This is a genomic window from Nocardioides sp. B-3 (assembly GCF_024703895.1).
GTDB lineage: Bacteria > Actinomycetota > Actinomycetes > Propionibacteriales > Nocardioidaceae > Nocardioides.
Map to the genome: position 1 here is coordinate 3,365,771 of NZ_CP087968.1, position 24,789 is coordinate 3,390,559.

The following is a 24,789-nucleotide window of genomic DNA, read 5'->3' on the forward strand; positions in this document are numbered from 1 at the left end:
AGTGACGCCGTGGCTACCGTGACCTACCGGGATGCGCAACGGCTCTACGCAGGGGCGGATCGGCCGGCCGTCGACGACCTCAACCTCGAGATCGCGGACGGTGAGTTCATGGTGCTGGTCGGTCCCTCCGGATGCGGAAAGTCCACCAGCCTGCGCATGCTCGCCGGCCCGGAGGAGGTGACGCACGGCTCCATCCACATCGGCGACCGCGACGTGACCGCTGTTCCCCCGAAGGATCGTGACATCGCCATGGTCTTCCAGAACTACGCCCTCTACCCCCACATGACCGTCGCCGACAACATGGGCTTCTCACTGAGGTTGGCGAAGATCGGCAAGGAGGAGCGAACACGACGGGTCCGCGAGGCGGCGCGCCTGCTGGACCTCGAGGACTACCCGGACCGGCGACCCAAGGCGCTCTCCGGGGGTCAGCGGCAGCGTGTGGCGATGGGACGCGCCATCGTTCGCCAACCCTGTGTCTTCTGCATGGACGAGCCCTTGTCGAACCTCGACGCCAAGCTGCGCGTCTCGACGCGCACACAGATCGCCGCACTCCAGCAGCGACTCGGCGTCACCACCGTGTACGTGACGCACGACCGTGGGAGGCGATGACGATGGGGGACCGCGTCGCCGTGCTCAAGGACGGCATCCTCCAGCAGGCCGACACGCCCCTTCGCCTCTACGACGAGCCCGTGAACCTGTTCGTCGCGGGGTTCATCGGCTCACCCGCCATGAACCTGATGTCGGCGCAGCTCGAGGAGGGGAGAGCCACCATCGCGGGCCACACGGTGCCGATCGACCGCGCGGTCGCAGCCCGCGCCAGCGGGGCGGTCACCCCGGGCGTGAGACCGGAGGCCCGGCGTCTCGTGCGGGCGGAGTCCGGCGGTCTGCCGGTCACGGTGAACGTGGTCGAGGAGCTCGGAGCCGATGCCTTCATCTACGGCACTTGCGGGGTCGCGGGAACGCCCGACCGGGTCGTGGTGCGAGTCGACGGCCGGCAGGGCCACCAGAAGGGGCAGACCGTTCACGTGACGACCGACCCAGCGCGCGTCCACGTCTTCGACACCGCCAGCGGCGATCGCCTCGTGAAGTGAGGGGGTGAGGGGGTGGCGAATGGGCTGGCCTGTAGGCCGGGTTCTGTCCGCCCGGCCGAAACCGGGCGGGGCGACCATCCATCTACGAGAGCCGTTGCCGACTCCCTCCAGCGATCTACCCGTGCACTCGGGCGGGGCCGCCCTCGAACGCACACTGTCTGATCTTGCTCCGGGTGGGGTTTACCTAGCCGCACCGGTCGCCCGGCACGCTGGTGGGCTCTTACCCCACCGTTTCACCCTTACCTGCCTTCGCCGAAGCGATGACAGGCGGTCTGTTTTCTGTGGCACTGTCCCGCGGGGTTGCCCCGGATGGCCGTTAACCATCACCCTGCCCTGTGGAGCCCGGACCTTCCTCGGCCCACCGCACGTTGCCGTGCGGCGGAACGCGGTCGCCCGGCCAGCCCATTCGCAGGGACAGTCTGTCAGGTCTGCACCAACACGCGCGCAATCGGCGTCCCGCGCAGTCCGGGCGACGAGGCCGGGTCGGCCCACACCCGCTGCTCGAGGAAGGTCCGGAACGCCCGGGCCGCCTTGGCATCGGCGAAGTCGAGGTCAACGACGATGTAGGCCGGGTCGTCGTCGGGCTGCAGGATCCGCTCTGCGAGCACGCCGGCCCGGCGGCGGTGCTCGGCGAACCCGGAGAAGGCGGCCGTCCGGGTCGCCGTGTCGCTGATCGGGTGTTCGATGTGAAGGGTCGTCGTGGTCATGGAACGACGCTAGGGCGACCTCGAACGCTCCGGAATACCAGGAATCTGGGGACTCGGCACGGGCACGACGAGGGCTACGGTGAGCGCGTGGACTCCGCCCTCGAACGTGCGCTGGACATCGTGGCGCGTGGGTCGAGCCGTGGCCGCGAGCGTCGGGCCGCGATCCTCGATGCAGTACGCCGATGTGTGCCGTTCGACGCCTATGCGTGGATCATGACCGACCCGGAGACGGCAGTGGGCGCAGACCCGTTGGCCGAGGTGCCAGACCTGTCCCGGCTCCCGGAGCTGATCCGCAGCAAGTACCTCAGCACGCGCAACCACTGGCGGAGCATGCCGGGACCGGTCGCGACCCGGGCCGGGTGCGACGAGGGCGAGGACGATCCCCGGGTCGCGGTGCTGTCGACGTACGGCGTCACGGACGTGGCCTCGCTCGTGCTCGGGGACCGGTACGGCCTCTGGTCCTTCATCGACCTGTGGCGGATCGGCGGATCCTTCGGCGAGCAGGAGGTGGCGACCCTGACGGCGAGCGCCCCGCGGCTCACGCGCATGGCCCGCGGGCTCGCGGCCGAGGGTTTCGTCGACGACGCCCGAACGGGGCCCGATGGCCCGGCGGTGCTGATCCTCCAGCCCTCGCTCGTCGTCCAGCGGGCAACGTCGGCGACCGAGGAGTTCCTCGCCAAGCTGCTGCCCCACGAGGGACCGCCGGTGCCGGCTGCGGCGTACAACGTGGCAGCGCAGCTGCTCGCACAGCCCACCGATGGCGACCCGCCGGCGCGATCGCGCGTCCACCCGGGGGCAGGGCTGCTGGCTCACCCTCGAGGCGGCGTGGTTCGGCGCCGAGATCGCCGTCACGATCTCGCGAACGACACCGGAGGACCGGATCGACCTCTTCGCCGGGAGCCACGGGTTCTCGCAGCAGGAGGGCCGCGTGCTCGACGAGCTGGCGGTGGGCCATGACACCCGCGAAGCCGCCCAGAGCCTCTCGATCGCCGAGTCGACCGTCCAGGGAGCACCTCAAGTCGATCTTCGCCAAGTCCGGTGTGCGCAGCCGCGCCGCGGTGGTTGCCCGGGCGGTGGGAACGCCCGTCAGGGGTTCGTGAGGACCTCGGCACCGTCGGCGGTGACGAGGAGGGTGTGCTCGAACTGCGCGCTGCGCTTGAGGTCGCGCGTCACGACCGTCCAGTCGTCGTCCCACATCGTCCAGTCCGGCGTGCCGAGGTTGAGCATCGGCTCGATCGTGAAGGTCATCCCGACGCGGATCTCGTCGGCGTGGTGCTCGGAGTCGAAGTGCGGGATCACCGGGCCGGAGTGGAAGCTGGTGCCGATCCCGTGTCCGGTGAAGTCGCGCACGACGCCGTAGCCGAAGCGCGCGGCATAGGCCTCGATGACGCGCCCGATGATGTTGACCCGGCGCCCCGGCTTGACGGCCTTGATCGCCCGCTCGAGCGACTCCTTGGTGCGCTCGACGAGCAGCCGCGACTCCTCGTCGACGTCGCCGGCCGGGAAGGTGGCGTTGGTGTCGCCGTGGACGCCGTGGATGAAGGCGGTGATGTCGATGTTGACGATGTCGCCGTCCCGGACGACGGTGCCGTCGGGGATGCCGTGGCAGATGACCTCGTTGACGCTGGAGCACAGCGACTTGGGGAAGCCCTTGTAGCCGAGCGTCGAGGGGTAGGCGCCGTGGTCGCAGAGGAACTCGTGACCGATGCGGTCCAGCTCGTCGGTGGTGACGCCGGGTGCAACGGCGGCACCCACCAGCTCTCGCGCCTGCGCGGCCAGCCGGCCGGCGATCCGCATCTTCTCGATGGTCTCCGCGTCCTTGACCTCGGAACCGGTGAAGGGCGTGGGGAGGGCTGGTCGACGTACTCCGGGCGCACGATGTGCGCGGGCACGGCTCGACGCGGGGAGATGACGGCGGGGGCTACTGGACTCACGGAGGCGAGTGTAGTTTCTTGCTCATGAGCGACAGTGAGTACTGGTTCTGCCTCACCCACCACACCGTTGAAGGTGTCGACGGTTGCCGCAACCAGGACCGTCTCGGTCCCTATGCCTCCGCCGACGAAGCGGCTCGCGCCCTCGACAAGGTCGAGGAGCGCAACGAGGAGTGGGACAACGATCCCAAGTGGAACGACGACGGTCCGGGGTCCGGCGACGGACTTGCCGACGGGACCCCGGACAACTGACGTCGGGTTACTTCTTCGACTTCTTCTTGCTCTTCTTGGCCTTGGCCTTGGCCTTGGCCGACTTCGACGGCGCCTTGCTGGTGGCGAGCTTGCTCGCCTTCGTGGCCTGATCGAGCACGGCCCGGGTCGCCTTGGCGGCCTTGCGTGAGTTCTTCTCCATCGTCGCGGTGACGTCCGCGATCGCCTTGCGGACCTCGTCGGCCACGCGCTCGCGACCTCGCGGGCGACGCGCTCGGCGGTCTCCTGCGCGATCTTCTGGGCGGCCGGGGCCGAGTCGACGGCCTGCGTGCCGGCGGCGGTGGCGCGAGCGACGGGCGTACGGCGCGGCGTGCTCGCCGGGGGAGTGGCGGCGGCGATCTTGGCGGGAGCCTTGGCGGCCGGTGCCTTCTTCGCCGGGGCCTTCTTGGCGGCGGTCTTGGTGGCGGGAGTCTTCTTCGCGGCCGGTGCCTTCTTCGCCGGGGCCTTCTTGGCGGCGGTCTTGGTGGCGGGAGCCTTCTTCGCGGCCGGAGCCTTCTTGGCCGGGGCCTTCTTGGCCGGGGCCTTCTTGGCAGCCGCCGGGGTGGTGCTGCTCGTGGTCGCGGCCGAGGCTGAAGCCGGCGCGGCCGGTGCGGCCGGTGCGGCCGGCGTCGGCGTGGTGGGCGTGGTCGGGGTCTCGCTCATTGGATGTGTCTCCTCATAGAGCCGTGAATGGCTGAAGCCCCGATCTTGCCGGGACGGTCAAGCCCTGTCACTCGTGTACGGTGCGCCGCGTGTCACACCCGCCGATGCCAGATCGATCCCCAGAGGCCCCGCAGGGACGACGAGACGATGCCTCGCCGTGGGCATTCGCGGGGATGATCGGCATCGCATCCGTGTTCTTCCTGTTCGCCGCCACCCCCACGGTCATCCGGGCACCGTGGGGTGTCGTTGCGCTGCTGATGCTCGTCTGGGTGGTGGCGCTGGTTCAGGGATGCCGCTGGTTCGTCCGCCGGCCGGTGGCCGTGCTGGTGCTGGCAGTCCTGCTCGCCATCGGCTGGTTCGCGGTCGTGATGGCCGGTGCCCGCTGGCTCGGCTGGACGTCCGCCTGATTGCTCAACGGGGCGAGACGCGCAGGACCCGGTCGTTGCTGCCGTTGCTCGTCGTGACCAGCAGGTCGCCGTTGGGCAACGAGGTCACCGACCGCAACCGGCCGTAGCGCCGCATGACCGCAGGCGCGGTGACGTCGACCAGCCCGAGTGACTCGTCGAACCGCATGAGCAGCAGGCGCTCGCCGGCGAGCGCGGCGACGGCCAGCGCTTCGCCGTACGCACCCCAGCGGGAGCCGGACGTCCACGCGGCACCGGACGTCGCGATGGTGGGGTCGCCCGAGCTCCAGATCGCGTGGGTCTGCTGGCCGGGCAGCGACTGGTCGGTCATCGGGACGCTCTCGTCGTAGCCGGGTCCGGGGTTCCAGCCGAAGTCGGCGCCGGGGGAGAGCGCGTTGACCTCGTCGTCGCGATAGGTCCCGTGCTCGACGCTGACGATGGCGCCGTCGGACGGGCGCTGCGCGAGGCCCTGCACGTTGCGGTGGCCGTAGGTGTAGATCAGGCGTTGGCGCGGGTCGGTCGTGTTGCCGAACGGGTTGGCCGGCATCACGGTCCCCGTCCGGCGGTGGACGCGCAGCACCTTGCCGCCGAGCGAGGTGAGGTTGCGCGGGTTTGCCGGGTCGGCGGCGTCGCCGGTGCCGACGAGGAGGGCCGGCGTGCGGGCATCGAGGAGCAACCGGCACCCACCATGGCGACCGCTCGTGGTCGGCAGGCCGGTCACGATGTGTCGCACGAGCCGGGCCCGCCGCTCGCTGGGGGTCAGCTTCCACTTCGACACCCGGATGTCGTGACGGCCCTTGCTCTGCCACCCCCGGCAGGTCCAGAAGCGTCTCGTCTCCGCGAACTCCGGATCCACCGCGAGCGACATCAGGCCTGTCTCGCCGGAGACCCACACGTGGGCGCGGGGGAAGCGGACGGTGTGCCGCGTGCCGTCACGAACCACGCTGAGCCGGGCCCTGTCCCGCTCCGTGACCAGCAGCCCGCCGCCGCCGATGGGCTGGACGTCCCACGGGTTCTCCAGACCGGCGACCACGGTGCGCACCCGGAGCTCGACGGCTGCCACCGACGAGTCCTGTGCCGCGATCGGCGCGCCGGCCGCCAATGGCGACAGGCCGAGCAGGAAGGACAGCACGAGGACGACGCGACGTGAGGGCATGACCCCGACGCTACGCCGCCCTCGCGGTGGCCTTGGGGCTAGAAGGTGTGCTCCGCGCCCGGGAACGTGCCCGCCCGCACGTCGTCCGCATAGGCCCCGGCCGCGTCCAGGAGCACGGAGTGCACGTCGGCGTACTGCTTGACGAACTTGGCCATCCGGCCGGTGCGCAGACCGAAGGCGTCCTGCCACACCAGCACTCGGCCGTCGCAGCCGTTGCCGGCGCCGATGCCGATCGTGGGGATCGTGAGCTCCTTGGAGATCCGCTCGGCGACGTCGCCGGGCACCATCTCCATCACGACGGCGAACGCGCCCGCGTCCTGTACGGCGTGCGCGTCGGCGATGATCCGGTCGCTGCCCTCGCCGCGGCCCCGGACGCGGTAGCCGCCGAGGGTGTGCTCGGACTGCGGGGTGAAACCGATGTGCGCCATCACGGGGATGCCGCCCCGGGACGCACTTGGCGATCACCGGTGCCATCTCGGCGCCGCCCTCGAGCTTGATGCAGTGCGCGCCGGCTTCCTTCATGAAGCGCACGGCGGTGAGGTAGCCCTGCTCGGGCGAGGCCCGGTAGCTGCCGAAGGGCAGGTCGCCGACCACCATCGCGCGGGGTGACGCTGCGGGCCACCGCGCGGGTCAGAGGGAGGAGCTCGTCGACCGTCACCGGCAGGGAGGTCTCGTTGCCGTAGACGTTGTTGGAGGCGGAGTCGCCGACCGGGAGGAGCTCGATGCCGGCCTCGTCGAAGGTCTGCGCGGTGTACATGTCGTAGGCCGTCAGCATCGTGATCTTCTCGCCACGCTCCTTCATCTCCCTGAGGTGATGGGTGCGGATCTTCTTGATCGACGGGGGAGCGTCGGTCCCCGTGGTTGCGGGCTTGCTGCCGGCGCCGTACGGCGCGGTCTCTTCGGTCATGGGTGATCTCCTCCAGACATCTCGCGGCTCCCGGTCGGAGTCCACGGACGTGATCAGGCTAGACCCGAGCGTGGGTCTGCGCCCTGTGGTGGTGCTCACGGTCCCGCCGCCCAGACCTCAGTGGCCTCAGCGGCTGGCGTACTGGGGATCGACGACGAACGCGAGATAGTCGGCCGGCGGCGCGTTCTCGGCGTAGTCATCTCCCTCGCTGACGGTGCCGAGGTTGCCCATGCTGATGTTGAGCCCGGTCGATTCGCCCTTCAGCAGTGAGGCCTCGACCAGGGACAACAATCTCGCCCTTGTCGCCCCTCACCCGCCGTTGCTCATCGTCGGTCTCCACGGTGTAGCCGTGGTCCGCGAGCACGGCCGCAGACGCCGCAAGCGAATCGGTCGTCGAGGCAGCCGGGTCGAGGATGCCGCCCGATGCGGCGTAGTCCCAGATGCCGAAGCCGCCCCGCTCGTAGTAGGTCGCCTGCATCCCGCCGAGTCGGCCACCGACGGCCTCCATGAGGTCGGGCAACAGACGTGCCGCCTCTGTGTCCATCTCGGCCTTGAAGGTCTCAGCCTCGCTCGGCACGTCAGGGGTGTTCCTGCCGCTGCAGGTTGCCGCCAGTGCGGCAACGAGCCCGACGATCAGCATCCCGACGAGGCCGTTCAGCCCGGAGCGCGGCCCGGGTGTCCGAGTCACTTCAGCAGCTCCGTGGGGCCGGCGTTCTCGGCGAAGCCGTCCGACGAGGAGAGCCGGTCCTCCGAGCGGAATTCCACCTTCAGTGTCGAGACGGACTCGACGTCCGACTCGAGGGCGCGCAGGACGATGACCATGATGCCGTCCTTGCGACCGGCGATGTCCGAGGTGACGCCGGGGCGCGTGATCTCCATCCCCTGCTCGCGCAGGACTGCCTCGACCTTGTCGAGCACCTCCTTGCCGGTGCCGGGAGGCCTGCTGGTGCCACCGGCGGCGGAGTACTCCCACTGGCCGGTGTTGCCGCCCTTCTCGTAGAACTTCGCGGTGTATCCGCCCCACTCGCCGCCCACCTCTGTCTGGAGCTTCGGCAGCGTGTCGCGAACGAACGCATCCATCCGCGTCTTGAACACCTCGGCATCGCTGTCGCCGCCTCCCGGATCGGTGGAGCTGCCGGAGGTGCACGCCGTGGCCAGCGCAGCGAGCAGGACACCGAGCAGGATCCGAGTCATGCGCTTCACCTTAGGACGCGGTCTCGCGGCGCTCGGAGTCACGGCCAGAGGTCCTTGAAATCGTCCACCCGGTCGTCGACCCAGCCCTTGCCGTCGTTGTAGACATCCTTGGCTTCCTGCACCGTCGTGTCGATCTCCGTCTCGATCTGATATTTCACTTCGTCCTTGACCCAGTCCGTGGCCATGTCATTGGCGTCCCGGGTCCGCCCGCCCGTGAGGTTGGGCTGCTCGCCCTGCACGATGTCGGTGAGGTTGGCCGGGCTCTGGGACTCCGGCTCGAAGTAGGACGTGTGGTTGGTGACGCCCTGACCGATGTCGTCGGCATGGAACTCCGCGCCCGGGTCGACGGAGAAGACGTTGGCGCCGAAGTCGGCCTGTGTCGGGTCCTTGCCCATCCCGACATCGCCGTCCCTGCCGAGCCATGACACGAAGTCGTTGTCCGCGGCGCCGGCATAGACCTTGCCCTCGGGCATGTTGAGATCGCGCACGCTGTTGACGTCGTCCCCACCCGCTCCCGGGCTGCCGATCAGGGTCAGGGCGTCGGCGTCGAGCCCGTGGTCGTGCGCGGCGTGCGCGGCCGTGGTCGAGCCATAGCTGTGGCCGATGACCGTGAGGTTGGACTTGTTGTCGCCATTCTCGACGTCGATCGTGTCGGTGGCCCGCAGGCCGTCGACGAAGTCGGCCAGCAGCTTGCCACCGGCTTCGGCCTTGTCCTCGGTGATCACGCTGCCCATGTCGACGCCGTCGCCCGGCCAGTCAAGCGCGTTCTCGGGGTTCCAGCTCGGGGCGTCGTAGCCCATCCAAGCAATCGTGGCGGCTGATTCGCCGTTCCGGATTGCCTGCTGGTGGAGGGTGTAGGCGTCTCGGCCCTGCCCGGCGATGTTGGTGCCGTCGTTGGTGATGCCCGGAACGATGACGGCCGTGTTGTCGGCAGTGTCGGGGTCGCCGTAGCTGACGGCGACTGCTCCGTCGCCGCCGAAGGCACCGGGCTGGTAGACGAGGAGGTTGACGTCCGTCTCGGTGTCGGGTGGGTCGGCTGCCGCAGGGATGGCCGGGGAATCCCGGGCGGCCTTCGCCCGGTCGAGCAGCTTCTGCTCCTCCGTGCTCAGCTCCTCACCGGCATCCTGCTTCGCCTGCAGGTCGTCGAGGTCGCGCTCCAGCGAGGTGCGGTTGGCGTCGTCGCGATCACCGGTGGGGATGCCGTTGGTGTTGCCGATCAGGTCGGGGTCGGAGATCTTGAGCGCCTCGCGCTCGGCCCGCGTCAGGTCGTTCCACCAGAGGTTGATCGCCTCGGGGTCGCCGCCGAGCCGTGTCAGCTCGGCCCCGCAGGGCGGCGATGCCGGTGGTGTCGCGATCGGCGGCGTCCCGCCCCTCTGCCCTGCTGTCGACGGCCCGGAAGGCCGCCATCAACGTGTCCTCGGCCGACTCCACGTCGTCCCAGAGCCTCGTGATGGCCTCGATGAGCCGGTCGACCCGGCCCTGCAGGGCTTCGGCCTGTGCTTGCAGGCTCGCGAGGTCGTCGGCCGTGGACCGCCTCGATCTTCAGGGCGAGGGCGTCGATGTCGCCGTTGACTCGGGTACGGCGATCGGCGAGCCCGTCCCGCACGCCGGTGAGCGCCACGATCCGGTCGACGTATCTGTCGCAGGCGACAGCGACGCGGGCGAATGCGGCTCGTGCGCCGTCGGTGGCCCCGGCGACCCGGGTCATCGCGTGGGCGGCCGCCTCGGAGGCGTCACCTGTCCAGTCGGCCGGGGCGCCGTGGGCGGTCATCCACTCGGAGACGTCGGACAGGGTGGTGGCGGTCGAGCGGAGGGCCGTCGTGACGGTGGACGCATCGGCGGTGGCGTCCAGCTCGTCGACGGCGGAGACGTGCGCCGGCAGCATGATGGTTGTCATCACGGGCCTGCCGTCGGGGAGGCATTGCGGTCGGTCCACATCAACAGCTGCTGGCTTCGTTCGAGGACGTCCGTGTCGGCCCGGCGGACCGGGAGCCCGGCCTCGCGCAGCGTCGCCGTGGTCGGTGGCAGTGGTCTGGAGGGTCTTGATCTCGCTCAGCCGGGTGTCGATGAACGCCCGGGCGGCGGTGGCGACGCGTGGACCGAGCAGGCTGGCGTCGATGTCGGCCGGGGACTTGCGCGAGCCGCGGATCGTCTCGCCGGCGTCCTCCCGGGCCCGGGCCGACCGGCTCAGCGCGGCGAGGTAGAGGTAGAGGCTCATGGGGTGTTCACGCGCCGACTCGCAGGTCGTCGTGGAGGTCAGCCGGGATGTGGAGCGGATCACTGGTGATGTTGATCGAGACGGTGTCCCCGGCTGCGCTGGCGATGAGCTCGAACGGTCCCGCGACTCCGCGCAGCCGCGGACTGCCGTCGGCCGCAGGGCGCGGCTCCCACCCGAGTCGCACGAGCAGGTTGCCCACGGCCCGCAGCATCGGGATCGCAGCGTCGCCGAGGTCGGAGTAGCTGGCAGCGGTCACCCAGCGGCGTACCTCCGGATGGTTCTGGCTCCACCAGTAGTCCACCCGAGCCGACGGCTCGTGCTCGACGCCCCGGCTCAGCGTCGCCAGCACCGTGTCCGCGTGTTGCTGGAGGGCACGGCACTGCGCGGGAGTCGCGCTCGGCTGGTCGAGGATCGGCTCGACCGGGGGAGCAGCACGATGTTCACATCGGGGTGCCGCTCCCGCAGGGTCCGCATCATCGGATCAGCGGCGACGAGATCTTCGGGGTCCATGGGGAGAGAGTCACCGTTTGTGGGGGCCGCGAAACCTGCCGTCCTCCGCCTGTGGACAATCGGCTAGAGCCGGGCCCGCCAACCGTCGTACTCGCCACCGCGGCCCTGTGCCAGCGCGCTGAAGTCCCGACGGGCGTGCTTGACCGCGAGGGCGGACACCTGCACCGAGTCCTTCGTCAGCTGCAGGGTCCAGCCCGAGCCGTCCGGCGCCGCGAGGACGTCGACCTGCCACTCCGACTCGAGCTCGGCTCCGACTGCGCGCGTGGTCGCCTCGTCGGGGAAGAACAGGAAGTGCGTCCAGCGCCGCGGCGTCACCAGATGTATCTGCTCGGACATCTGCGTCAGCTGCGCGTCGTCTCCTGCGTGCCCGGTGTCGATGCGACGCTGCTGCGGGCGCGGACGTTCGATCGGCATGCTTCGAGCGTACGGCGAAGCGAGCCCGTGGAAAGTCGCGCCAACCTCCTGCCCTGACCGACCGCGTCGCCGGACCCGGGGTCAACCTGCGCCGACTCGGTGTGCAACTTGCGCCGACTCGGCGGTGGAGGACGAGCCGCCCCTAGAGTGGCGCCGTGGACTTCTACTCCGCCTATGCCCAAGGCTTCGCCCGGGTCGCGGCCATCACGTTGCCGGTGGCGATCGGTGATCCCGCCACCAACGCCCAGCGCATCATCGAGCAGGCGAGGGCGGCCTCCGAGGAGCACGTCGCGGTCGCGGTGTTCCCCGAGCTGGCGCTGAGCGGCTACTCGATCGACGACCTGTTCCTCCAGGACCCGCTGCTCGACGCGGTGCGCGAGGCGCTGGCCGAGGTGGTCGAGGCCAGTGCCGACCTGCTCTCCGTCCTCGTCGTCGGCGCACCGCTGGTGAAGGGCAACCGCGTCTACAACTGTGCGGTGGTCATCCACAGCGGCGAGATCCCGGGCATCGCTCCGAAGGCCCACCTGCCGAACTACCGCGAGTTCTACGAGCGCCGCTGGTCTGCCCCGGGCGACGACCAGCACGGGCAGTTCCTCACCCCGGGTGGTGAGGAGATCCCCTTCGGACCCGACCTGATCTTCGCGGCCACCGACGTCGACGGACTCCTGCTGCACGCGGAGGTCTGCGAGGACATGTGGGTGCCGATCCCGCCCAGCGCGGAGGCAGCCCTCAACGGCGCGACCGTGCTGGTCAACCTCAGCGGCAGCCCGATCACCGTGGCCCGGGCCGAGGACCGCCGACTGCTCGTGCGCAGTGCGAGCGCACGGTGCAATGCGGCGTACCTCTATGCGGCCGCAGGCCGGGGCGAGTCGACCACCGACCTGAGCTGGGACGGCCAGACGCTGGTCTACGAGTGTGGCGACCTGCTGGCAGAGGGGGATCGCTTCCCCGAGGGCGCGGTGCGCACGGTCGTCGACGTCGACCTCGACCGGCTGCGGCAGGAGCGGTTGCGGCAGGGCAGCTTCGACGACAACCGGCGCGGTGCCGGCGGCGACGAGGAGTTCCGGGTCATCGAGTTCGCGCTCGACCCGCCGGAGGGCGACATCGGGCTCGTGCGCAAGGTCGACCGCTTCCCGTTCGTGCCCGACGACGCCGAGCGGCTCGCGCTCGACTGCTACGAGGCCTACAACATCCGGGTGTCCGGCCCGGAGCGCCGCCCGGAGGCCATCGGTACGCCGAAGGCGATCATCGGTGTGAGCGGCGGGCTCGACTCGACGCACGCCCTGATCGTGGCGGCCAAGGCCATGGACCGGCTCGGCCGACCGCGGACCGACATCCACGCCTTCACGATGCCCGGCTTCGCGACCGGCGAGAAGACGAAGAGCTATGCCACCCGGCTGAGCCAGGGCGCTCGGCGTGACGTTCGAGACCCTCGACATCAGGCCCGCCGCCGAGCAGATGCTCAAGGACCTCGACCACCCCTACTCCGACGGCGAGAAGGTCTACGACGTCACGTTCGAGAACGTCCGGGCGGGACTGCGCTACGACTACCTCTTCCGCCTCGCCAACCACCGCGGCGGCATCGTCGTCGGCACCGGTGACCTGTCCGAGCTGGCCCCCGGGCTGGTGCACCTACGGCGTCGGCGACCAGATGTCGCACTACACGGTCAACGCCGGCGTGCCGAAGACGCTCGTGCAGCACCTGATCCGCTGGGTGATCACCAACGGCGAGTTCAGCGACGACACCAACGCGGTGCTCACCGAGATCCTCGAGCAGGAGATCACCCCCGAGCTGATCCCGACCGAGGAGGGCAAGAAGCCGCAGGCGACCGAGGACATGGTCGGCCCCTACAACCTGCAGGACTTCGCGCTCTTCCACGTCGTCCGGCGGGGATACCGTCCGCGCAAGATCGCGTTCCCGGCCCGGCACGCCCGGCGAGACGTCTCCGCGGGCGAGTGGCCGCCCGGCTTCCCCGAGAAGGCGCACGTGGCCTACGACCCGGCCGACGTCCGGACCCGGCTCGAGGTCTTCCTCAAGCGCTTCTTCGCCAACCAGTTCAAGCGCAGCGCTGCTGCCGAACGGGCCGAAGGTCAGCGCGGGCGGCACGATGAGCCCACGCGGGGACTGGCGGATGCCGAGCGACGCGACCGCGACGGCCCGGTTGGCCGACCCGGACTGGGTGCCGGAGAAGTGACAACTATCCGCGCGACACGTGCGTCGTAACTCTGAACACCCCTGACAGCGGAAGGTTTGCTTGTGTCCCGTCTCCCGGTCCGCCCCCTGACCGGTGTGCTGATCAGCACCCTGATGATCCTGATGACGTCCCTGATCGGTGCCGCGCCCGCGAGCGCAGTGCCGGAGCGCGTCGATCGAGCTCGACACCGACCTCACCCTCAAGATTGCCCGGTGTGAGGGCTGTGTCGTCACGCTCTTCTCGTACGACGGCGCCAACCCCGGCTACTCCTCGGTGCCCGAAGCCGTGGCCGGTGGATCGGTGACCGTCACCCTGCCGTCGGCCAAGACGGCCGGCATGAGCGTGCGGATCGAGCCGACGTGGCTCACCTCCAGCGTTCCGGCCGACACGCAGGTCGTGTGGCGTTATGCCGGCAAGGCCATCGGCGACGCCATCGGCTTCCGGGAGGCGCGCGGCAAGAGCCGGGCCAGTGGTTGCTGGGCGGGGACCGTCAACGAAGCGGTCACGCTCACGGTCAAGGTCCGCCGGGTCTGGTACCGCGGACGTCCGGGCGCGATCGCTCGGGCGCCGGTCACCGAGCCCTACCTGACGCCGATGGAGCGGGTGCGCAACGGCGTGCTGGTCAGTGACGACGTGCTGGCCTGCAACGTCTACCGCTGACAGGCCTCTCGGGCACAGACACCGCCACCGCTCGTTCAGGCGGGTGCGACATGATGTGCGCATGGGCAAGCAGGAAGACTTCGTACTCCGCGCACTCGAAGAGCGTGACGTCCGCTTCGTGCGGCTGTGGTTCACCGACGTCCCGGGCTTCTTGAAGTCCGTGGCGGTGGCCCCGGCCGAGCTCGAAGGGGCCTTCGAGGAGGGCATCGGCTTCGACGGCTCGGCGATCGAGGGACTGGCCCGTGTCTACGAGGCGGACATGCTCCTCAAGCCCGATCCGTCGACGTTCCAGATCCTGCCGTGGCGGGGCGAGGGACCGGCGACCGCGCGGATGTTCTGCGACATCGCGATGCCCGACGGCTCCGCGTCCTTCGCCGACCCGCGCCACGTCCTCAAACGGACACTGAGCGCCGCGGCCGACAAGGGCTTCACGTTCTACACGCACCCCGAGATCGAGTTCTACCTCTTCAAGGACCACCCCGAGCCGGGCGAGGAGCCGCGCCCGGTCGACCGCAGCGGCTTCTTCGACCACACCGCGCAGTCCAAGGGCTCCGACTTCCGTCGCGAGGCGATCTCGATGCTCGAGGCGATGGGCATCTCGGTCGAGTTCAGTCACCACGAGGGCGGTCCGGGCCAGCAGGAGATCGACCTGCGCTACGCCGACGCGCTCTCCACGGCCGACAACATCATGACCTTCCGCACGGTCATCCGTGAGGTCGCGCTCAGCCGGGACATCTGGGCCTCGTTCATGCCCAAGCCCTTCACCACCCACCCGGGCTCGGGGATGCACACCCACGTCTCGCTCTTCGAGGGCGACCGCAATGCGTTCTACGAGGCGGGCTCCGAATACCAGCTGTCCAAGACCGGTCGAGCCTTCATCGCCGGGATCCTGCACCACGCCAGCGAGATCACCTGTGTGACCAACCAGTGGGTCAACTCCTACAAGCGGCTGCTCGGCGGCGGCGAGGCACCGTCCTACGTCTCGTGGGGCCACAACAACCGCAGCGCCATGGTCCGGGTGCCGATGTACAAGCCCAACAAGGGTCAGTCGACTCGCGTCGAGCTGCGCACCATCGACGCCGCCTGCAACCCCTACCTCGCCTTCGCGGTCATCCTCGCGGCCGGCATGAAGGGCATCGAGGAGGGCTACGAGCTGCCGCGCGAGGCCGAGGACGACGTCTGGTCGCTCACGGAGCGTGAGCGCAAGGCGCTCGGCATCGAGCCGCTTCCCAAGAGCCTGTGGGACGCGATCGGCATCGCCGAGAACTCCGAGCTGCTGGCCGAGACCCCGGGCGAGCACGTCTACGACTTCTTCCTGCGCAACAAGCGCGCTGAGTGGGAGGAGTACCGCGGCCGTGTCTCCGCCTTCGAGCGCGACCGGATGCTGCCGGTCATCTGACGTGACCCCCACCGCCGGCTCCCCTGGTCCGGCTCGGTTTCCTCGACGGCGATGCCGCGCGTACGGGCATCGAGCGGCTGGGGGAGGCCGGCCCGGAGCTCGCACCACCGCTGGCCGCCTCGGCAGATCCCGACGCGGCACTCGTCGGACTGGTGCGCCTCGCGGACGCGGTCGAGGGGCGCGAGGAAATGTTGCGCGAGCTCGCCGACGACGAGGGTACGGCGATGCGCCTGTGCTCCGTCCCGGGCGCGAGCGAGGCACTCTCGGCCCACTCGGCGCGACACCCCGAGCAGTGGCACGAGCTGACCGACCCGACACTGGGCACGACCCGGCCCGCTGCGTTCGCCGTACGCGCGCCGCGCTGCTCGAGGCCGTCGGTGCCGACCCGGCTGCGGACCAACCGGTGGCCACCGTGCCCGACGCACAGGCCGTCGACGCGCTGCGCGTGGACTACCGGCGGATCCTGCTCCGGCTGGCCGCACGCGACCCGGCGCACCACCTCGCCGTCGACGACGCGGCGGCCGAGATCGCCGACCCGGCGGCCGGCACCCCGGAGGCGGCCCCGGCCGTGGCACGCGCCCGGGTGGGGGAGACGGCCGCCGCCGCACGTCTCGCCGTGATCGCGATGGGCAAGTGCGGTGGCCACGAGCTCAACTACGTCTCCGACGTGGACGTGATCTTCGTCTTCGAGCCCGCGGATGGCGCGGACGAGGGCGTGGCGCTGCGCGCCGCGACCCAGCTGGCCTCCCAGCTGATGCAGGTCTGCTCGGACCACACGGCCGAGGGGACGATCTGGCCGGTCGACGCCAACCTGCGTCCGGAAGGCGCCTCCGGGCCGCTCGTGCGGACCCCCGGCCAGCCACCGCGGCTACTACGAGAAGTGGGCCAAGACCCGGGAGTTCCAAGCGCTGCTCAAGGCCCGCCCGGTGGCGGGCGACCTCGAGCTGGGCCGGCGCTACGTCGAGATGATCGAGCCGATGGTGTGGAGCGCGGCCGAGCGCGACGGGTTCGTGCACGACGTGCAGGCGATGCGTCGTCGGGTGCTGGACCACATCCCCGCGCACGAGGCCGAACGCCAGCTGAAGCTCGGGTCGGGTGGCCTGCGGGACGTGGAGTTCGCCGTACAGCTCCTGCAGCTCGTGCACGGGCGTGCCGACTCCACGATCCGCTCCGGCACCACCTTGAGTGCGCTGGCCGACCTGACGCGAGGCGGCTACGTCGGGCGCGAGGACGGGGAGGCGCTGCACGAGGCCTATGCGTTCCTGCGGACCCTCGAGCACCGGATCCAGCTGCACCGGCTGCGGCGCACGCACGTCGTGCCCGAGGACGAGGTGTCGCTGCGACGGTTGGGGCGCTCGCTCGGGCTCTACTCCGAGCCGGTCGCCGAGCTCGACAAGCTGTGGAAGTACCACCGCCGCGAAGTGCGGCGGCTGCACGAGAAGATCTTCTACCGACCGCTGCTCGCGGCTGTCGCGAAGCTCGCCGGTGACGACGCCCGGCTGTCGATGGACGCCGCCGAGGCGCGACTCTCGGCGCTCGGCTACGGCGATCCGAAGGGCGCGCTGCGGCACCTCGAGGCGCTGACCAGCGGCGTCTCGCGCACCTCCGACATCCAGCGCACGCTGCTGCCGGTGATGCTGTCGTGGTTCGGGGACTCGCCCGATCCCGACGCCGGCCTCTTCGGCTTCCGTCGGCTCAGCGAGAGCCCGGGGCGCTCGTCGTGGTACCTCAAGATGTTGCGCGACGAGGGCGAGGTCGCCGAACGGCTCGCCTTCCTGCTCGGCACGTCGCGCTATGCCACCGACCTGCTCGAGCGCGAGCCGCAGGGCGTGCGGATGCTCGGCGGCGACCTCTCGCCGCTGTCCGCCGAGGCGCTGACGACCGAGATGCAGTCCGTCGCGTCGCGGCAGAGCGACCCTGAGGAGGCGGTGCGGGCGATCCGGGCCGTACGGCGCCGTGAGCTGCTGCGCATCGCGTGCGGCGACCCGGTGGGCGAGACCGACGTGGCGCTGGTCGGCGCCGGGCTCTCGCGCCTGACCGACGCCACCTTGGAGGCGACGCTGACGGCGTCGATGGACGCCGTGCGCGTGGCCCGCGGGCTGGACGCCGAGCCGTGCCGGATGGCCATCATCGCGATGGGGCGCTACGGCGGGTTCGAGCTGTCCTACGGCAGTGATGCCGACGTCATGTTCGTCCGGGAGCCGGTCGACGGTGTGGAGCCACAGGTCGCTGCGGCGTACGCACAGGCGGTGGTGGGGGAGCTGCGGCGACTGTTGTCCCTGCCCGCGACCGACCCGCCGCTGGTGGTCGACGCCGACCTGCGACCGGAGGGCAAGCAGGGACCGCTGGTCCGCACGCTGGCGTCCTACGAGGCCTACTACGCGAAGTGGTCGCACGTGTGGGAGTTCCGGGCGCTGCTGCGCGCCGACGCGGTGGTCGGCGACCCGGAGCTGCGCGCGAAGTTCACCGCGCTGATCGACCCGTTGCGGTTCCCGAGCGCAGGCATCGCGCCCGACGACATCGTCGAGATCCGCCGGATCAAGGCCCGCGTCGACGACGAACGGCTGCCGCGAGGCGCCGATCCCCACACGCACCTCAAGCTCGGTCGCGGCGGTCTTGCCGATGTCGAGTGGACCGTCCAGCTGCTGCAGATGCGGCACGCGGGCACGGTGCCGGGGCTGCGGACCACCCAGACCCTCGCCGCGCTCGAGGCCGCGGTGGCCGCCGGCCTGATCGAGAGCGAGGACGCCGAGGTGCTGGCCGCGGCCCGGCGGCTGGTGAGTCGGATGCGCAACGCGGTCACGCTGGTGCGCGGCAAGCCGTCGGACCGGGTCCCGCGCGACGCGACCGAGCGGGCCGCCGTCGCCCGGGTGCTCGGTTACGCCGCCGGGGACTCCGACCGGATGGTCAACGACTACCTCCGCACCACGCGTCGCGCGCACGTGGTCGTGGAGAAGGTCTTCTGGCGAGAGTGAAGAGCAATGCTTCATCATTATTTGAATGAAGTGATAGCCTTCTTCGTTGTGAGGTGAAGCCATGACATCAACCACTCTGATCGGCGACCTGATCGGGTCCCGCGGTTCGGAGGACCGGCAGGCACTGCATGCGCGCTTCGAGCGCGCTGGACGAGGTGAACGCGCAGTTCGACCCACCGACGCCGATGCGGATGCAGGTCGGCGACGAATACCGGGGCGTCTTCGCGACGCTGGGCGACGCGCTCGCTGCGTCGTTGCTGGTGCGGCTGGCCCTGCACCCCGAGGGCGACATCCGGCACGGGATCGGCCGCGGTGAGGTGGAGGTGCTGGGCACCTCGCCCCGGGTCGAGGACGGCCCCGGCTGGTGGGCGGCGCGGGCCGCCGTCGAGCGCGTCCGAGCAGAGCGAGGCGCGGGCGGCGACGCGGACGCTGCGCACGGCCTACGTCGCCGCCGGGCCGGACTCCGATCCCATCGAACCTCTCGTCAACGCGAGTCTGTTGCTGCGCGACGAGCTCGTCACCGGCCTGTCGGAGCGGTCGGTGTCGGTGCTGCGTGGTCTGCTGGCCGGACAGACGCAGCGTGACTCGGCCGAGGAGCTGGGCATCAGCCCATCGGCCGTGTCCCAACGGGTGCGTGCCGACGGCCTCGGCACGATCCCGGCTGCACACGAACTGATGGGAGGGCTGCCGTGAGCTGGTTGGCCGTGTTGCTGATCGGGCTGGCGCTGGCCGACCTGACCCACTCGGTGCGTCCCGTACGGATCCTGCCCGAGTCCGTCGGCGCCATCGGCGTGATCCCGGTGGGTCTGGCTGCCGGGCTCACCTCGGGCCGAGACATCGTCGCGCTGGTGCTGATCGCCGTCGCCGTGGTGGCGTGGGGCCAGACGGTGACCGGCGGCTTCGCCGGCCGGCTCCCGGCGTCGGTGCCACTGGCGGTGCTGGCCGGCTCAGTGGGCCCGGCCATCGCCTTCGCCGGGCAGGCGGGTGCTGCCGACGGACTGCTGGGCGACTGGCTGCGCTCGACGCCGGTGCCCGTTCTCGCCGGCCCGGACGCCGATCGCGCGCTGCTGCTGGCCGGCGCGTTCGCCGTACAGCTGAGCACGGGCAACGTCGTGGTGCGGCTCGTGCTGGCCGCGACCGACACCGTCAACCCCGCCCGGCACGGCCGGGTCGACGACCCGGAGATGCAGCTCAAGGGCGGGCGCCTGCTCGGGCCGATGGAGCGCGTCTTCATCCTCGGCCTCGCGCTGGCCGGCCGGGTCACCGCCGCCAGCATCGTGGTCGCGGCCAAGGGGTTGTTGCGGTTCCCCGAGCTGTCGTCGAAGCGTGACCGGGGAGCGGATCCACCTGCTGACGGAATACTTCCCCGGTCGGCAGCTTCGTGTCATGGCTGGTCGCTCTGAGCTCGCTGGTGCTGCTGCGCCAGTGAGTTGACGCCGAGGCCCCGGAGCGTGTCCGGGGCCTCGCCGTAGTGCGGTGGAACAGATCAGCCGCGCGTCACCCGGACGACGCTGGGGCGCGGGCCGGCGAAGTCGCCGGGGGCCGCGGTGCCGGTGGAGGGGACGTAGTCGGGGAAGCGCGAGTGCTGCGCCGCCCACGAGCCGTCCTCGCCCGGGTGCTGGACGGCGACGAAGACCGACCCGTCCTTGTCGTGGATCACCGGGCCACAGGTCTCGCCCTCGGTCGGGACGGCCGGGAACTGCTGCACGTGGCCGCGCTCCGGACCGGCGACGGGCACCTTGAAGAGGCCGTCGTTGAGGCCGATGGTGCCCGGCTGGCCGTCGGTGGAGACCCACAGGTTGCCGACGGAGTCAGAACGCGACGTTGTCGGGGCAGGAGATCGGGGAGACGGGACCGGTCCAACCGCCGAAGTAGGTGCCGGCCGTCGCGGCGTCGCCGCAGATGAGGATCAGGTTCCACGCGAACGTCGACGCGGTGTGGTCGCCGCCGGTCGGCTGCATCTCGACGACGTGGCCGTTCTTGTTGGCGTTGCGCGGGTTGGGCTCGGTAGCGGCCTCCTTGCCGACCTTGCCGCGGTCGGTGTTGTTGGTGCACGCGACGTAGATGAAGCCGTTGACGTAGTTGGGCTCGACGTCCTCGGGGCGGTCCATCTTGGTGGGCTGCACGGCGTCCGCGGCGAGGCGGGTGAAGACGAGCACCTGCTCGGTGGTGAAGCCGGGGACGACGGACTGGCCGCCGACCGATAGCTGGATCCACTCGCCGCTTCCGTCGCTGACGCCGTCCTCGAGTCCGTCGCCGGTGAAGCGGGCCACGGACAGGTCGCCGTGGGAGAGCAGCGTGAGGTTGTGCTTGCGGTCGCTGGCCTTGCCGCCGGCGCGGTAGGCGTCGCGGGAGACGAAGCGGTAGACGTAGTCGAAGCGCTCGTCGTCACCCATGTAGGCCACGACCTTGCCGTCGCCGTTGATGATGACGTTGGCGCCCTCGTGCTTGAAGCGGCCCATCGCGGTGTGCTTGACCGGCATGGACTTGGGGTCCTCCGGGTCGACCTCGACGATCCAGCCGAAGCGGTTGGGCTCGTTGGGGTTGGCGACCGCGTCCCAGCGACTGTCGACGGAGCGCCAGTTGCGTCCGTCCCGGGTGGCGCTCAGTCCGTAGCGCTTCTCCTCTGCACTGGTGCCGGCGGCGCGGAAGTACTGGTTGAAGTTCTCCTCGCCGGACAGGACGGTGCCCCACGGGGTGGTGCCGCCGGCGCAGTTGTTCATGGTGCCCAGCACCCGGGTGCCGGTCGGGTCGGCGGCGGTCTTGAGCAGGTCGGAGCCGGCGGCCGGGCCGTCGACGGTGAAGGGAGTCGTGAGGGTGATCCGGCGGTTGCGGGAGCCGTTGGGCACGTAGGTCCACGTGGAGCCGGCGGACTTGCGGCGGAGCTCGACGACGCTGAGACCATGGGCCGCCCACGCGGTGCGGATCAGCTCGGTGGAGTCCATGTCGGGCGGGAACATGATGTTCTCGTTGGTGTACTCGTGGTTGGCCACGAGCAGCGCGCGGGTGCCCTTGCGGTCGGTGACGATGATGTCGAGGTAGTCGCAGTTGTAGCCGAACTGCAGCTCCTGCGCGGTGGCGCTCTGGTTGGCGGCGTCGAAGACGGGCGCACCGTCGAAGATCGGGTCGCCCCAGCGGATGATCGGGTCCCAGCGATAGCCCGCGGGCACGGTGAACGCGTCGACGTTCTTCGCCACGGGGGCGATCGGCGCGAACTCGAGGGAGCCCGACGAGGCAGCGGCGCTGCTGGCGGCGATCGGACTGCGGAACAGGGCCGCCGCCGGCTGGCTGCTCAGGGCGACGCCGGCGGTGCCGACGGCGGCCGCGCCGAGGATGCTGCGGCGCGACAGGGCGCTCGCTGCGATGTCGCGGAAGTAGGAGGTCTTGGTGGTGTTGGGGACGTCCCGGGAAGCACGCGTCGCCGCACCGGAGGTGACAGGTGACGGGGCTGCGGTTGCCGTGGGCGAGGTCTGCCATCGGGAGGGCACGACGCTGAGGAGTGAGGGTCATGGGGCGACCCAACCGCCACCGACCGACGCGGAGGTGACGTCGACGTGAACACCGGTTGCGATTCAGGCGGGCGGCTGGCGCATGGGAGGATCGACCCATGCCCGGCCGTCCCGACTCGCTGCTGTGGTGGCGAGCAGTGATGGTCTCGGCGATGACGTTCCTGCTCGGCGCCGTCGGGCACGTGAGCACGGGCGGGCTGCTGCCGTCCCGGGCCGCCCTCGGCGCGATGTTCGCGGTCGGTACGGCGATCAGTGCCGCCTTCCTCGCCCACCCGGCCTCGGCCGGGCGCATAGTGGCGCTCGTGGTCCTCGGCCAGACGGCCTGCCACGCGTTGCTCAGCCTGACCGCGGGCCACGCCGGGGACGCGGCGGCCGCGCCCCACGCCGCCGCTCCGAGTGCCCTGCCGCTCAGCGGCGGCGAGCGGGTCGGGTCCTTGCACGACCACTACGAGGCCATTGTCGGGGCTGCTCCGTCCGCCGGCTCGGCGCTCACGTTGCCGGACCCCGCTGCCGTGCTCGACCACGCGCCGATGTTCCCGGCGCACACGGTCGTCGCCGTCCTCCTCGGGCTCTGGCTGGCCGCCGGTGAGCGCGCGCTGTTCTCCCTCCTGACCCTCGTCTTCACGGCCGTGGTCGCGCTCTTCGTGGGCCTCCTCCCCGTGCCGTTGCTTCTTCGCCGGGCCGCCCCGCTCCGCCGCCGCCCGGCCACGCCGCCGTCGCTTGCCCGCGTCGCGCGCATCGTCGTACGCCGCGGTCCACCGGCTCTCCTCGCCGCCTGACCTTCCCTTCCCGCGCGACGCGCGGTCGCTGACGTCTGCGACCGCGCCGCTCGCGCATCTCGTCACGTCGAGGAGAGACATGACCACCCAGCTCAACCCCGCGCCCGCACGCGCGTCCACGCCCAGACCAATGACCAGTGCCGGCTGGTTCCGTGCCTTCTGGCGCTGGCACTTCTATGCCGCGTTCTCGGTGGCACCGGTGCTGCTGGTCCCGGCCGCCACCGGGCTCATCTACCTGTTCCGCTTCCAGCTCGAGCCGCTCATCAATGCTGACCTCATGAAGATCTCCGCGCCGTCGGCGGACTCGATCCAGCAGCCCTACGCCAACCAGCTCGCCGCCGTCTCACGTACGTTTCCCGACGCCGACGTGGTGTCGATGACCGAGCCGCGATCCTCCGACCGCAGCACCGTCTTCTCGCTGGCGATGCCCGACGGATCGACGCGCGACGTGTTCGTCAATCCGTACGGCGCCGAGGTGCTCGGCTCCCTCGACCCGGACACCACCGTGTCGGGCTATGCGGTGCGGATCCACGGCGAGCTGATGGCCGGGACTCGGGGCGAGCGCCTGATCGAGCTCGCCGCGTGCTGGGCGATCGTCATGGCGATCACCGGCTACTACCTGTTCTGGAAGGGCCGACGCGCACGCTCGCGACGGCCCCGGTCCCTGCGGTCGCGGCACGCGCAGGTCGGGCTGGTCGCCGGTGTGGGGCTGCTGTTCCTGCTCGTCTCCGGGCTGCCGTGGACCGGCTTCTGGGGCGCGAAGGCACAGAGCCTCGCGTCGTCGTCCAGGGCACGTCGTTCTGGTCGCTCGACCACGGCGCGATCTCCGACCCGACCTCGACCCCTGGACGAGTCGCTGCCGCACACGCACGCCACCGACATCCCGTGGGCCCGGGGGCGTCGCCGGTGCCGCGGTCGTCTCCCCACGGGGGAGCGGTCGATCGCCAACCTCGACACGGCGTTGACCGTGGCCACCTCCGAGGGGCTGCGGCACCCCGATGACGGTCGCGCTGCCGTCGGCCGGCGACGGGGTCTTCTCGGTCATCGGCTTTGCGTTCGATGCGCCGACCGACGAGCGCACCGTGCACGTCGACCAGTACGGCGGCGGCGTCGTGTCGACGTACGGATATGAGGACTATCCGACCCCGGCGAAGGTGGTCTCGCACGGCATCGGCCTGCACGAGGGACGCTCGTTCGGCTACTGGTCGATGGCCGGGTCGACGCTGATGTGCCTGCTGGTGATCGCTTCGTGCGTCACCGGGCCGCTGATGTGGTGGAAGCGGCGGCCGTCCGGCTCGCTCGGCGCGCCACGTGGGCGGATGCCGGTGCGTGGGACGCCCTTGTTGCTGGTCGGGCTGGTCGCGCTCGGGATCTTCCTGCCGTTCTTCGGACTGTCCCTGCTGGTGGTGCTGCTGCTCGACCAGCTCGTGATCCGACGGGTACCGGCGCTGGCGGCCCGGTTCAACGCCTCCACCTCATCAAATGCGACGGGCGGCGCGACCCGTGAGGGTCACGCCGCCCGGAGCGGTGAAGCGGTGGTCAGCCCTTGTTGACGGCGGACTTGAAAGCGGCGCCGGCCTTGAAGGCGGGGGCGGTGCTCGCGGCGATCTCGATGGCCTCGCCGGTCTGCGGGTTGCGACCGGTGCGGGCGTTGCGCGACCGGGCCTCGAACGTGCCGAAGCCGGGCAGCGTGACCTTGTCGCCACCGGCGACGGCGCTGGTGATCGACGACAGAACGGCCTCGACGGCCTTGTCGGCCCGGGCGTTGGTCAGCTCGGCGTGCTGCGCGACGGCGTCGCGAAGTTCGGACTTGTTCACGTGGTCTCCT

General features: G+C 70.6%; 25 protein-coding genes, 1 other RNA gene and 6 pseudogenes. 15 read left to right on the plus strand and 17 right to left on the minus strand.

Going from position 1 to position 24,789, the window contains the following annotated elements; genetic code table 11:
• The first annotated feature begins 9 nt into the window (after positions 1–9).
• Positions 10–1,091: pseudogene (locus LP418_RS22380) on the plus strand (ABC transporter ATP-binding protein).
• 16 nt (positions 1,092–1,107) lie between these two features.
• On the opposite strand, the gene rnpB reads toward LP418_RS22380, so the two are convergent.
• Both rnpB and LP418_RS22390 read right to left on the minus strand, forming a co-directional pair.
• Positions 1,108–1,496, minus strand: an RNA gene (gene rnpB, locus LP418_RS22385) — RNase P RNA component class A.
• 17 nt (positions 1,497–1,513) lie between these two features.
• Complete coding sequence (locus tag LP418_RS22390; protein ID WP_257953738.1) at positions 1,514–1,798, minus strand: hypothetical protein; 285 nt, start codon at positions 1,796–1,798, stop codon at positions 1,514–1,516.
• Between the two features lie 87 nt (positions 1,799–1,885).
• Between LP418_RS22390 and LP418_RS22395 the strand changes: the two genes are divergently transcribed.
• Entirely contained in the window at positions 1,886–2,755 is an 870-nt protein-coding gene (locus LP418_RS22395; protein WP_257953739.1) for a hypothetical protein, read from the plus strand.
• Between the two features lie 129 nt (positions 2,756–2,884).
• On the opposite strand, the pseudogene map reads toward LP418_RS22395, so the two are convergent.
• Positions 2,885–3,732, minus strand: a pseudogene (gene map, locus LP418_RS22400) (type I methionyl aminopeptidase).
• A 24-nt stretch (positions 3,733–3,756) separates the two neighbouring features.
• On the opposite strand from map, the gene LP418_RS22405 reads away from it, so the two are divergent.
• A complete protein-coding gene (locus tag LP418_RS22405) occupies positions 3,757–3,981 on the plus strand; it encodes a hypothetical protein (protein ID WP_257953740.1) in 225 nt (74 codons plus the stop codon).
• A gap of 7 nt (positions 3,982–3,988) precedes the next feature.
• Here the strand turns inward: LP418_RS22405 and LP418_RS22410 are convergent, their stop codons facing one another.
• Positions 3,989–4,186 (minus strand): hypothetical protein, encoded by a 198-nt coding sequence (locus tag LP418_RS22410; RefSeq protein WP_257953741.1) that lies wholly within the window; start codon positions 4,184–4,186, stop codon positions 3,989–3,991.
• 93 nt (positions 4,187–4,279) lie between these two features.
• Here LP418_RS22410 and LP418_RS22415 point away from each other — a divergent pair, with 93 nt between their 5' ends.
• Both LP418_RS22415 and LP418_RS22420 read left to right on the plus strand, forming a co-directional pair.
• A complete protein-coding gene (locus LP418_RS22415; RefSeq protein ID WP_257953742.1) occupies positions 4,280–4,660 on the plus strand; it encodes a hypothetical protein in 381 nt (126 codons plus the stop codon).
• 154 nt (positions 4,661–4,814) lie between these two features.
• Positions 4,815–5,048 (plus strand): hypothetical protein, encoded by a 234-nt coding sequence (locus LP418_RS22420; protein WP_257953743.1) that lies wholly within the window; start codon positions 4,815–4,817, stop codon positions 5,046–5,048.
• A 4-nt stretch (positions 5,049–5,052) separates the two neighbouring features.
• Here the strand turns inward: LP418_RS22420 and LP418_RS22425 are convergent, their stop codons facing one another.
• The 10 genes and pseudogenes from LP418_RS22425 to LP418_RS22470 all read right to left on the minus strand — a co-directional run bounded on the left by LP418_RS22425 (position 5,053) and on the right by LP418_RS22470 (position 11,444).
• Complete coding sequence (locus LP418_RS22425; RefSeq protein ID WP_257957145.1) at positions 5,053–6,201, minus strand: PQQ-dependent sugar dehydrogenase; 1,149 nt, start codon at positions 6,199–6,201, stop codon at positions 5,053–5,055.
• A gap of 38 nt (positions 6,202–6,239) precedes the next feature.
• Positions 6,240–6,629, minus strand: coding sequence for a 3-methyl-2-oxobutanoate hydroxymethyltransferase (locus LP418_RS22430; RefSeq protein ID WP_257957146.1), 390 nt, complete (start codon positions 6,627–6,629; stop codon positions 6,240–6,242).
• A gap of 79 nt (positions 6,630–6,708) precedes the next feature.
• Positions 6,709–6,798, minus strand: a pseudogene (locus tag LP418_RS22435) (3-methyl-2-oxobutanoate hydroxymethyltransferase); the annotation flags it as partial.
• A gap of 70 nt (positions 6,799–6,868) precedes the next feature.
• Positions 6,869–7,108: pseudogene (locus tag LP418_RS31350) on the minus strand (3-methyl-2-oxobutanoate hydroxymethyltransferase); the annotation flags it as partial.
• A gap of 196 nt (positions 7,109–7,304) precedes the next feature.
• Complete coding sequence (locus tag LP418_RS22445; protein ID WP_257953744.1) at positions 7,305–7,796, minus strand: hypothetical protein; 492 nt, start codon at positions 7,794–7,796, stop codon at positions 7,305–7,307.
• Positions 7,793–8,302: a hypothetical protein gene (locus tag LP418_RS22450; RefSeq protein WP_257953745.1), complete on the minus strand. Its 510-nt coding sequence runs from the start codon at positions 8,300–8,302 to the stop codon at positions 7,793–7,795. Before LP418_RS22450 ends, LP418_RS22445 begins: the two co-directional genes overlap by 4 nt.
• Positions 8,303–8,340: 38 nt before the next feature.
• A complete protein-coding gene (locus LP418_RS22455; RefSeq protein ID WP_336276119.1) occupies positions 8,341–9,657 on the minus strand; it encodes an alpha/beta hydrolase in 1,317 nt (438 codons plus the stop codon).
• Positions 9,615–10,520 (minus strand): hypothetical protein, encoded by a 906-nt coding sequence (locus LP418_RS22460; protein ID WP_257953746.1) that lies wholly within the window; start codon positions 10,518–10,520, stop codon positions 9,615–9,617. Before LP418_RS22460 ends, LP418_RS22455 begins: the two co-directional genes overlap by 43 nt.
• A 7-nt stretch (positions 10,521–10,527) precedes the next feature.
• Positions 10,528–10,869 (minus strand): hypothetical protein, encoded by a 342-nt coding sequence (locus tag LP418_RS22465; protein ID WP_257953747.1) that lies wholly within the window; start codon positions 10,867–10,869, stop codon positions 10,528–10,530.
• A 224-nt stretch (positions 10,870–11,093) separates the two neighbouring features.
• A complete protein-coding gene (locus LP418_RS22470) occupies positions 11,094–11,444 on the minus strand; it encodes a ribonuclease E inhibitor RraB (RefSeq protein WP_257953748.1) in 351 nt (116 codons plus the stop codon).
• Positions 11,445–11,599: 155 nt separating this feature from the next.
• On the opposite strand from LP418_RS22470, the pseudogene LP418_RS22475 reads away from it, so the two are divergent.
• The 7 genes and pseudogenes from LP418_RS22475 (at position 11,600) to LP418_RS22505 (ending at position 20,076) form a co-directional block, all read left to right on the plus strand.
• Positions 11,600–13,639: pseudogene (locus tag LP418_RS22475) on the plus strand (NAD(+) synthase).
• 138 nt (positions 13,640–13,777) lie between these two features.
• Positions 13,778–14,299 carry a hypothetical protein gene (locus LP418_RS22480; RefSeq protein ID WP_257953749.1) on the plus strand — a complete coding sequence of 174 codons (522 nt, stop codon included), beginning with the start codon at positions 13,778–13,780 and terminating at the stop codon, positions 14,297–14,299.
• A 61-nt stretch (positions 14,300–14,360) separates the two neighbouring features.
• Complete coding sequence (locus LP418_RS22485) at positions 14,361–15,698, plus strand: glutamine synthetase family protein (RefSeq protein WP_257953750.1); 1,338 nt, start codon at positions 14,361–14,363, stop codon at positions 15,696–15,698.
• A gap of 445 nt (positions 15,699–16,143) precedes the next feature.
• Positions 16,144–16,488 (plus strand): annotated as a pseudogene (locus LP418_RS22490) (bifunctional [glutamine synthetase] adenylyltransferase/[glutamine synthetase]-adenylyl-L-tyrosine phosphorylase); the annotation flags it as partial.
• 118 nt (positions 16,489–16,606) lie between these two features.
• Entirely contained in the window at positions 16,607–18,673 is a 2,067-nt protein-coding gene (locus LP418_RS22495) for a bifunctional [glutamine synthetase] adenylyltransferase/[glutamine synthetase]-adenylyl-L-tyrosine phosphorylase (protein ID WP_257957148.1), read from the plus strand.
• Between the two features lie 128 nt (positions 18,674–18,801).
• A complete protein-coding gene (locus LP418_RS22500) occupies positions 18,802–19,257 on the plus strand; it encodes a SatD family protein (RefSeq protein WP_257953751.1) in 456 nt (151 codons plus the stop codon).
• 105 nt (positions 19,258–19,362) lie between these two features.
• Complete coding sequence (locus tag LP418_RS22505) at positions 19,363–20,076, plus strand: hypothetical protein (protein ID WP_257953752.1); 714 nt, start codon at positions 19,363–19,365, stop codon at positions 20,074–20,076.
• 83 nt (positions 20,077–20,159) lie between these two features.
• Here the strand turns inward: LP418_RS22505 and LP418_RS22510 are convergent, their stop codons facing one another.
• Positions 20,160–20,471, minus strand: coding sequence for an alkaline phosphatase PhoX (locus LP418_RS22510; protein WP_336276120.1), 312 nt, complete (start codon positions 20,469–20,471; stop codon positions 20,160–20,162).
• Between the two features lie 13 nt (positions 20,472–20,484).
• Positions 20,485–22,161, minus strand: a complete 1,677-nt coding sequence (locus LP418_RS22515) for a PhoX family protein (RefSeq protein WP_257953753.1) — start codon at positions 22,159–22,161, stop codon at positions 20,485–20,487.
• A gap of 119 nt (positions 22,162–22,280) precedes the next feature.
• On the opposite strand from LP418_RS22515, the gene LP418_RS22520 reads away from it, so the two are divergent.
• The 3 genes from LP418_RS22520 (at position 22,281) to LP418_RS22530 (ending at position 24,514) form a co-directional block, all read left to right on the plus strand.
• A complete protein-coding gene (locus LP418_RS22520; RefSeq protein WP_257953754.1) occupies positions 22,281–22,961 on the plus strand; it encodes a hypothetical protein in 681 nt (226 codons plus the stop codon).
• 79 nt (positions 22,962–23,040) lie between these two features.
• Positions 23,041–24,093, plus strand: coding sequence for a PepSY-associated TM helix domain-containing protein (locus LP418_RS22525; protein WP_257953755.1), 1,053 nt, complete (start codon positions 23,041–23,043; stop codon positions 24,091–24,093).
• Positions 24,044–24,514 carry a PepSY domain-containing protein gene (locus LP418_RS22530; protein WP_257953756.1) on the plus strand — a complete coding sequence of 157 codons (471 nt, stop codon included), beginning with the start codon at positions 24,044–24,046 and terminating at the stop codon, positions 24,512–24,514. The genes LP418_RS22525 and LP418_RS22530 overlap by 50 nt, the downstream gene beginning before the upstream one ends.
• Here LP418_RS22530 and LP418_RS22535 read toward each other — a convergent pair.
• Positions 24,501–24,779, minus strand: coding sequence for an HU family DNA-binding protein (locus LP418_RS22535; protein WP_257953757.1), 279 nt, complete (start codon positions 24,777–24,779; stop codon positions 24,501–24,503). The two genes, LP418_RS22530 and LP418_RS22535, sit on opposite strands and share 14 nt — an antisense overlap.
• Positions 24,780–24,789 lie beyond the last annotated feature (10 nt).

What these genes read in the sequence shown, in the direction of transcription:
- LP418_RS22390 (WP_257953738.1), bottom strand. Translation starts at nt 1,798, where the DNA reads ATGACCACGACGACCCTTCACATCGAACACCCGATCAGCGACACGGCG.
- LP418_RS22405 (WP_257953740.1), top strand. Translation starts at nt 3,757, where the DNA reads ATGAGCGACAGTGAGTACTGGTTCTGCCTCACCCACCACACCGTTGAA.
- LP418_RS22420 (WP_257953743.1), top strand. Translation starts at nt 4,815, where the DNA reads ATGATCGGCATCGCATCCGTGTTCTTCCTGTTCGCCGCCACCCCCACG.
- LP418_RS22425 (WP_257957145.1), bottom strand. Translation starts at nt 6,201, where the DNA reads ATGCCCTCACGTCGCGTCGTCCTCGTGCTGTCCTTCCTGCTCGGCCTG.
- LP418_RS22430 (WP_257957146.1), bottom strand. Translation starts at nt 6,629, where the DNA reads ATGGCGCACATCGGTTTCACCCCGCAGTCCGAGCACACCCTCGGCGGC.
- LP418_RS22450 (WP_257953745.1), bottom strand. Translation starts at nt 8,302, where the DNA reads ATGACTCGGATCCTGCTCGGTGTCCTGCTCGCTGCGCTGGCCACGGCG.
- LP418_RS22460 (WP_257953746.1), bottom strand. Translation starts at nt 10,520, where the DNA reads ATGAGCCTCTACCTCTACCTCGCCGCGCTGAGCCGGTCGGCCCGGGCC.
- LP418_RS22470 (WP_257953748.1), bottom strand. Translation starts at nt 11,444, where the DNA reads ATGCCGATCGAACGTCCGCGCCCGCAGCAGCGTCGCATCGACACCGGG.
- LP418_RS22485 (WP_257953750.1), top strand. Translation starts at nt 14,361, where the DNA reads ATGGGCAAGCAGGAAGACTTCGTACTCCGCGCACTCGAAGAGCGTGAC.
- LP418_RS22500 (WP_257953751.1), top strand. Translation starts at nt 18,802, where the DNA reads ATGCGCGCTTCGAGCGCGCTGGACGAGGTGAACGCGCAGTTCGACCCA.
- LP418_RS22520 (WP_257953754.1), top strand. Translation starts at nt 22,281, where the DNA reads ATGCCCGGCCGTCCCGACTCGCTGCTGTGGTGGCGAGCAGTGATGGTC.
- LP418_RS22525 (WP_257953755.1), top strand. Translation starts at nt 23,041, where the DNA reads ATGACCACCCAGCTCAACCCCGCGCCCGCACGCGCGTCCACGCCCAGA.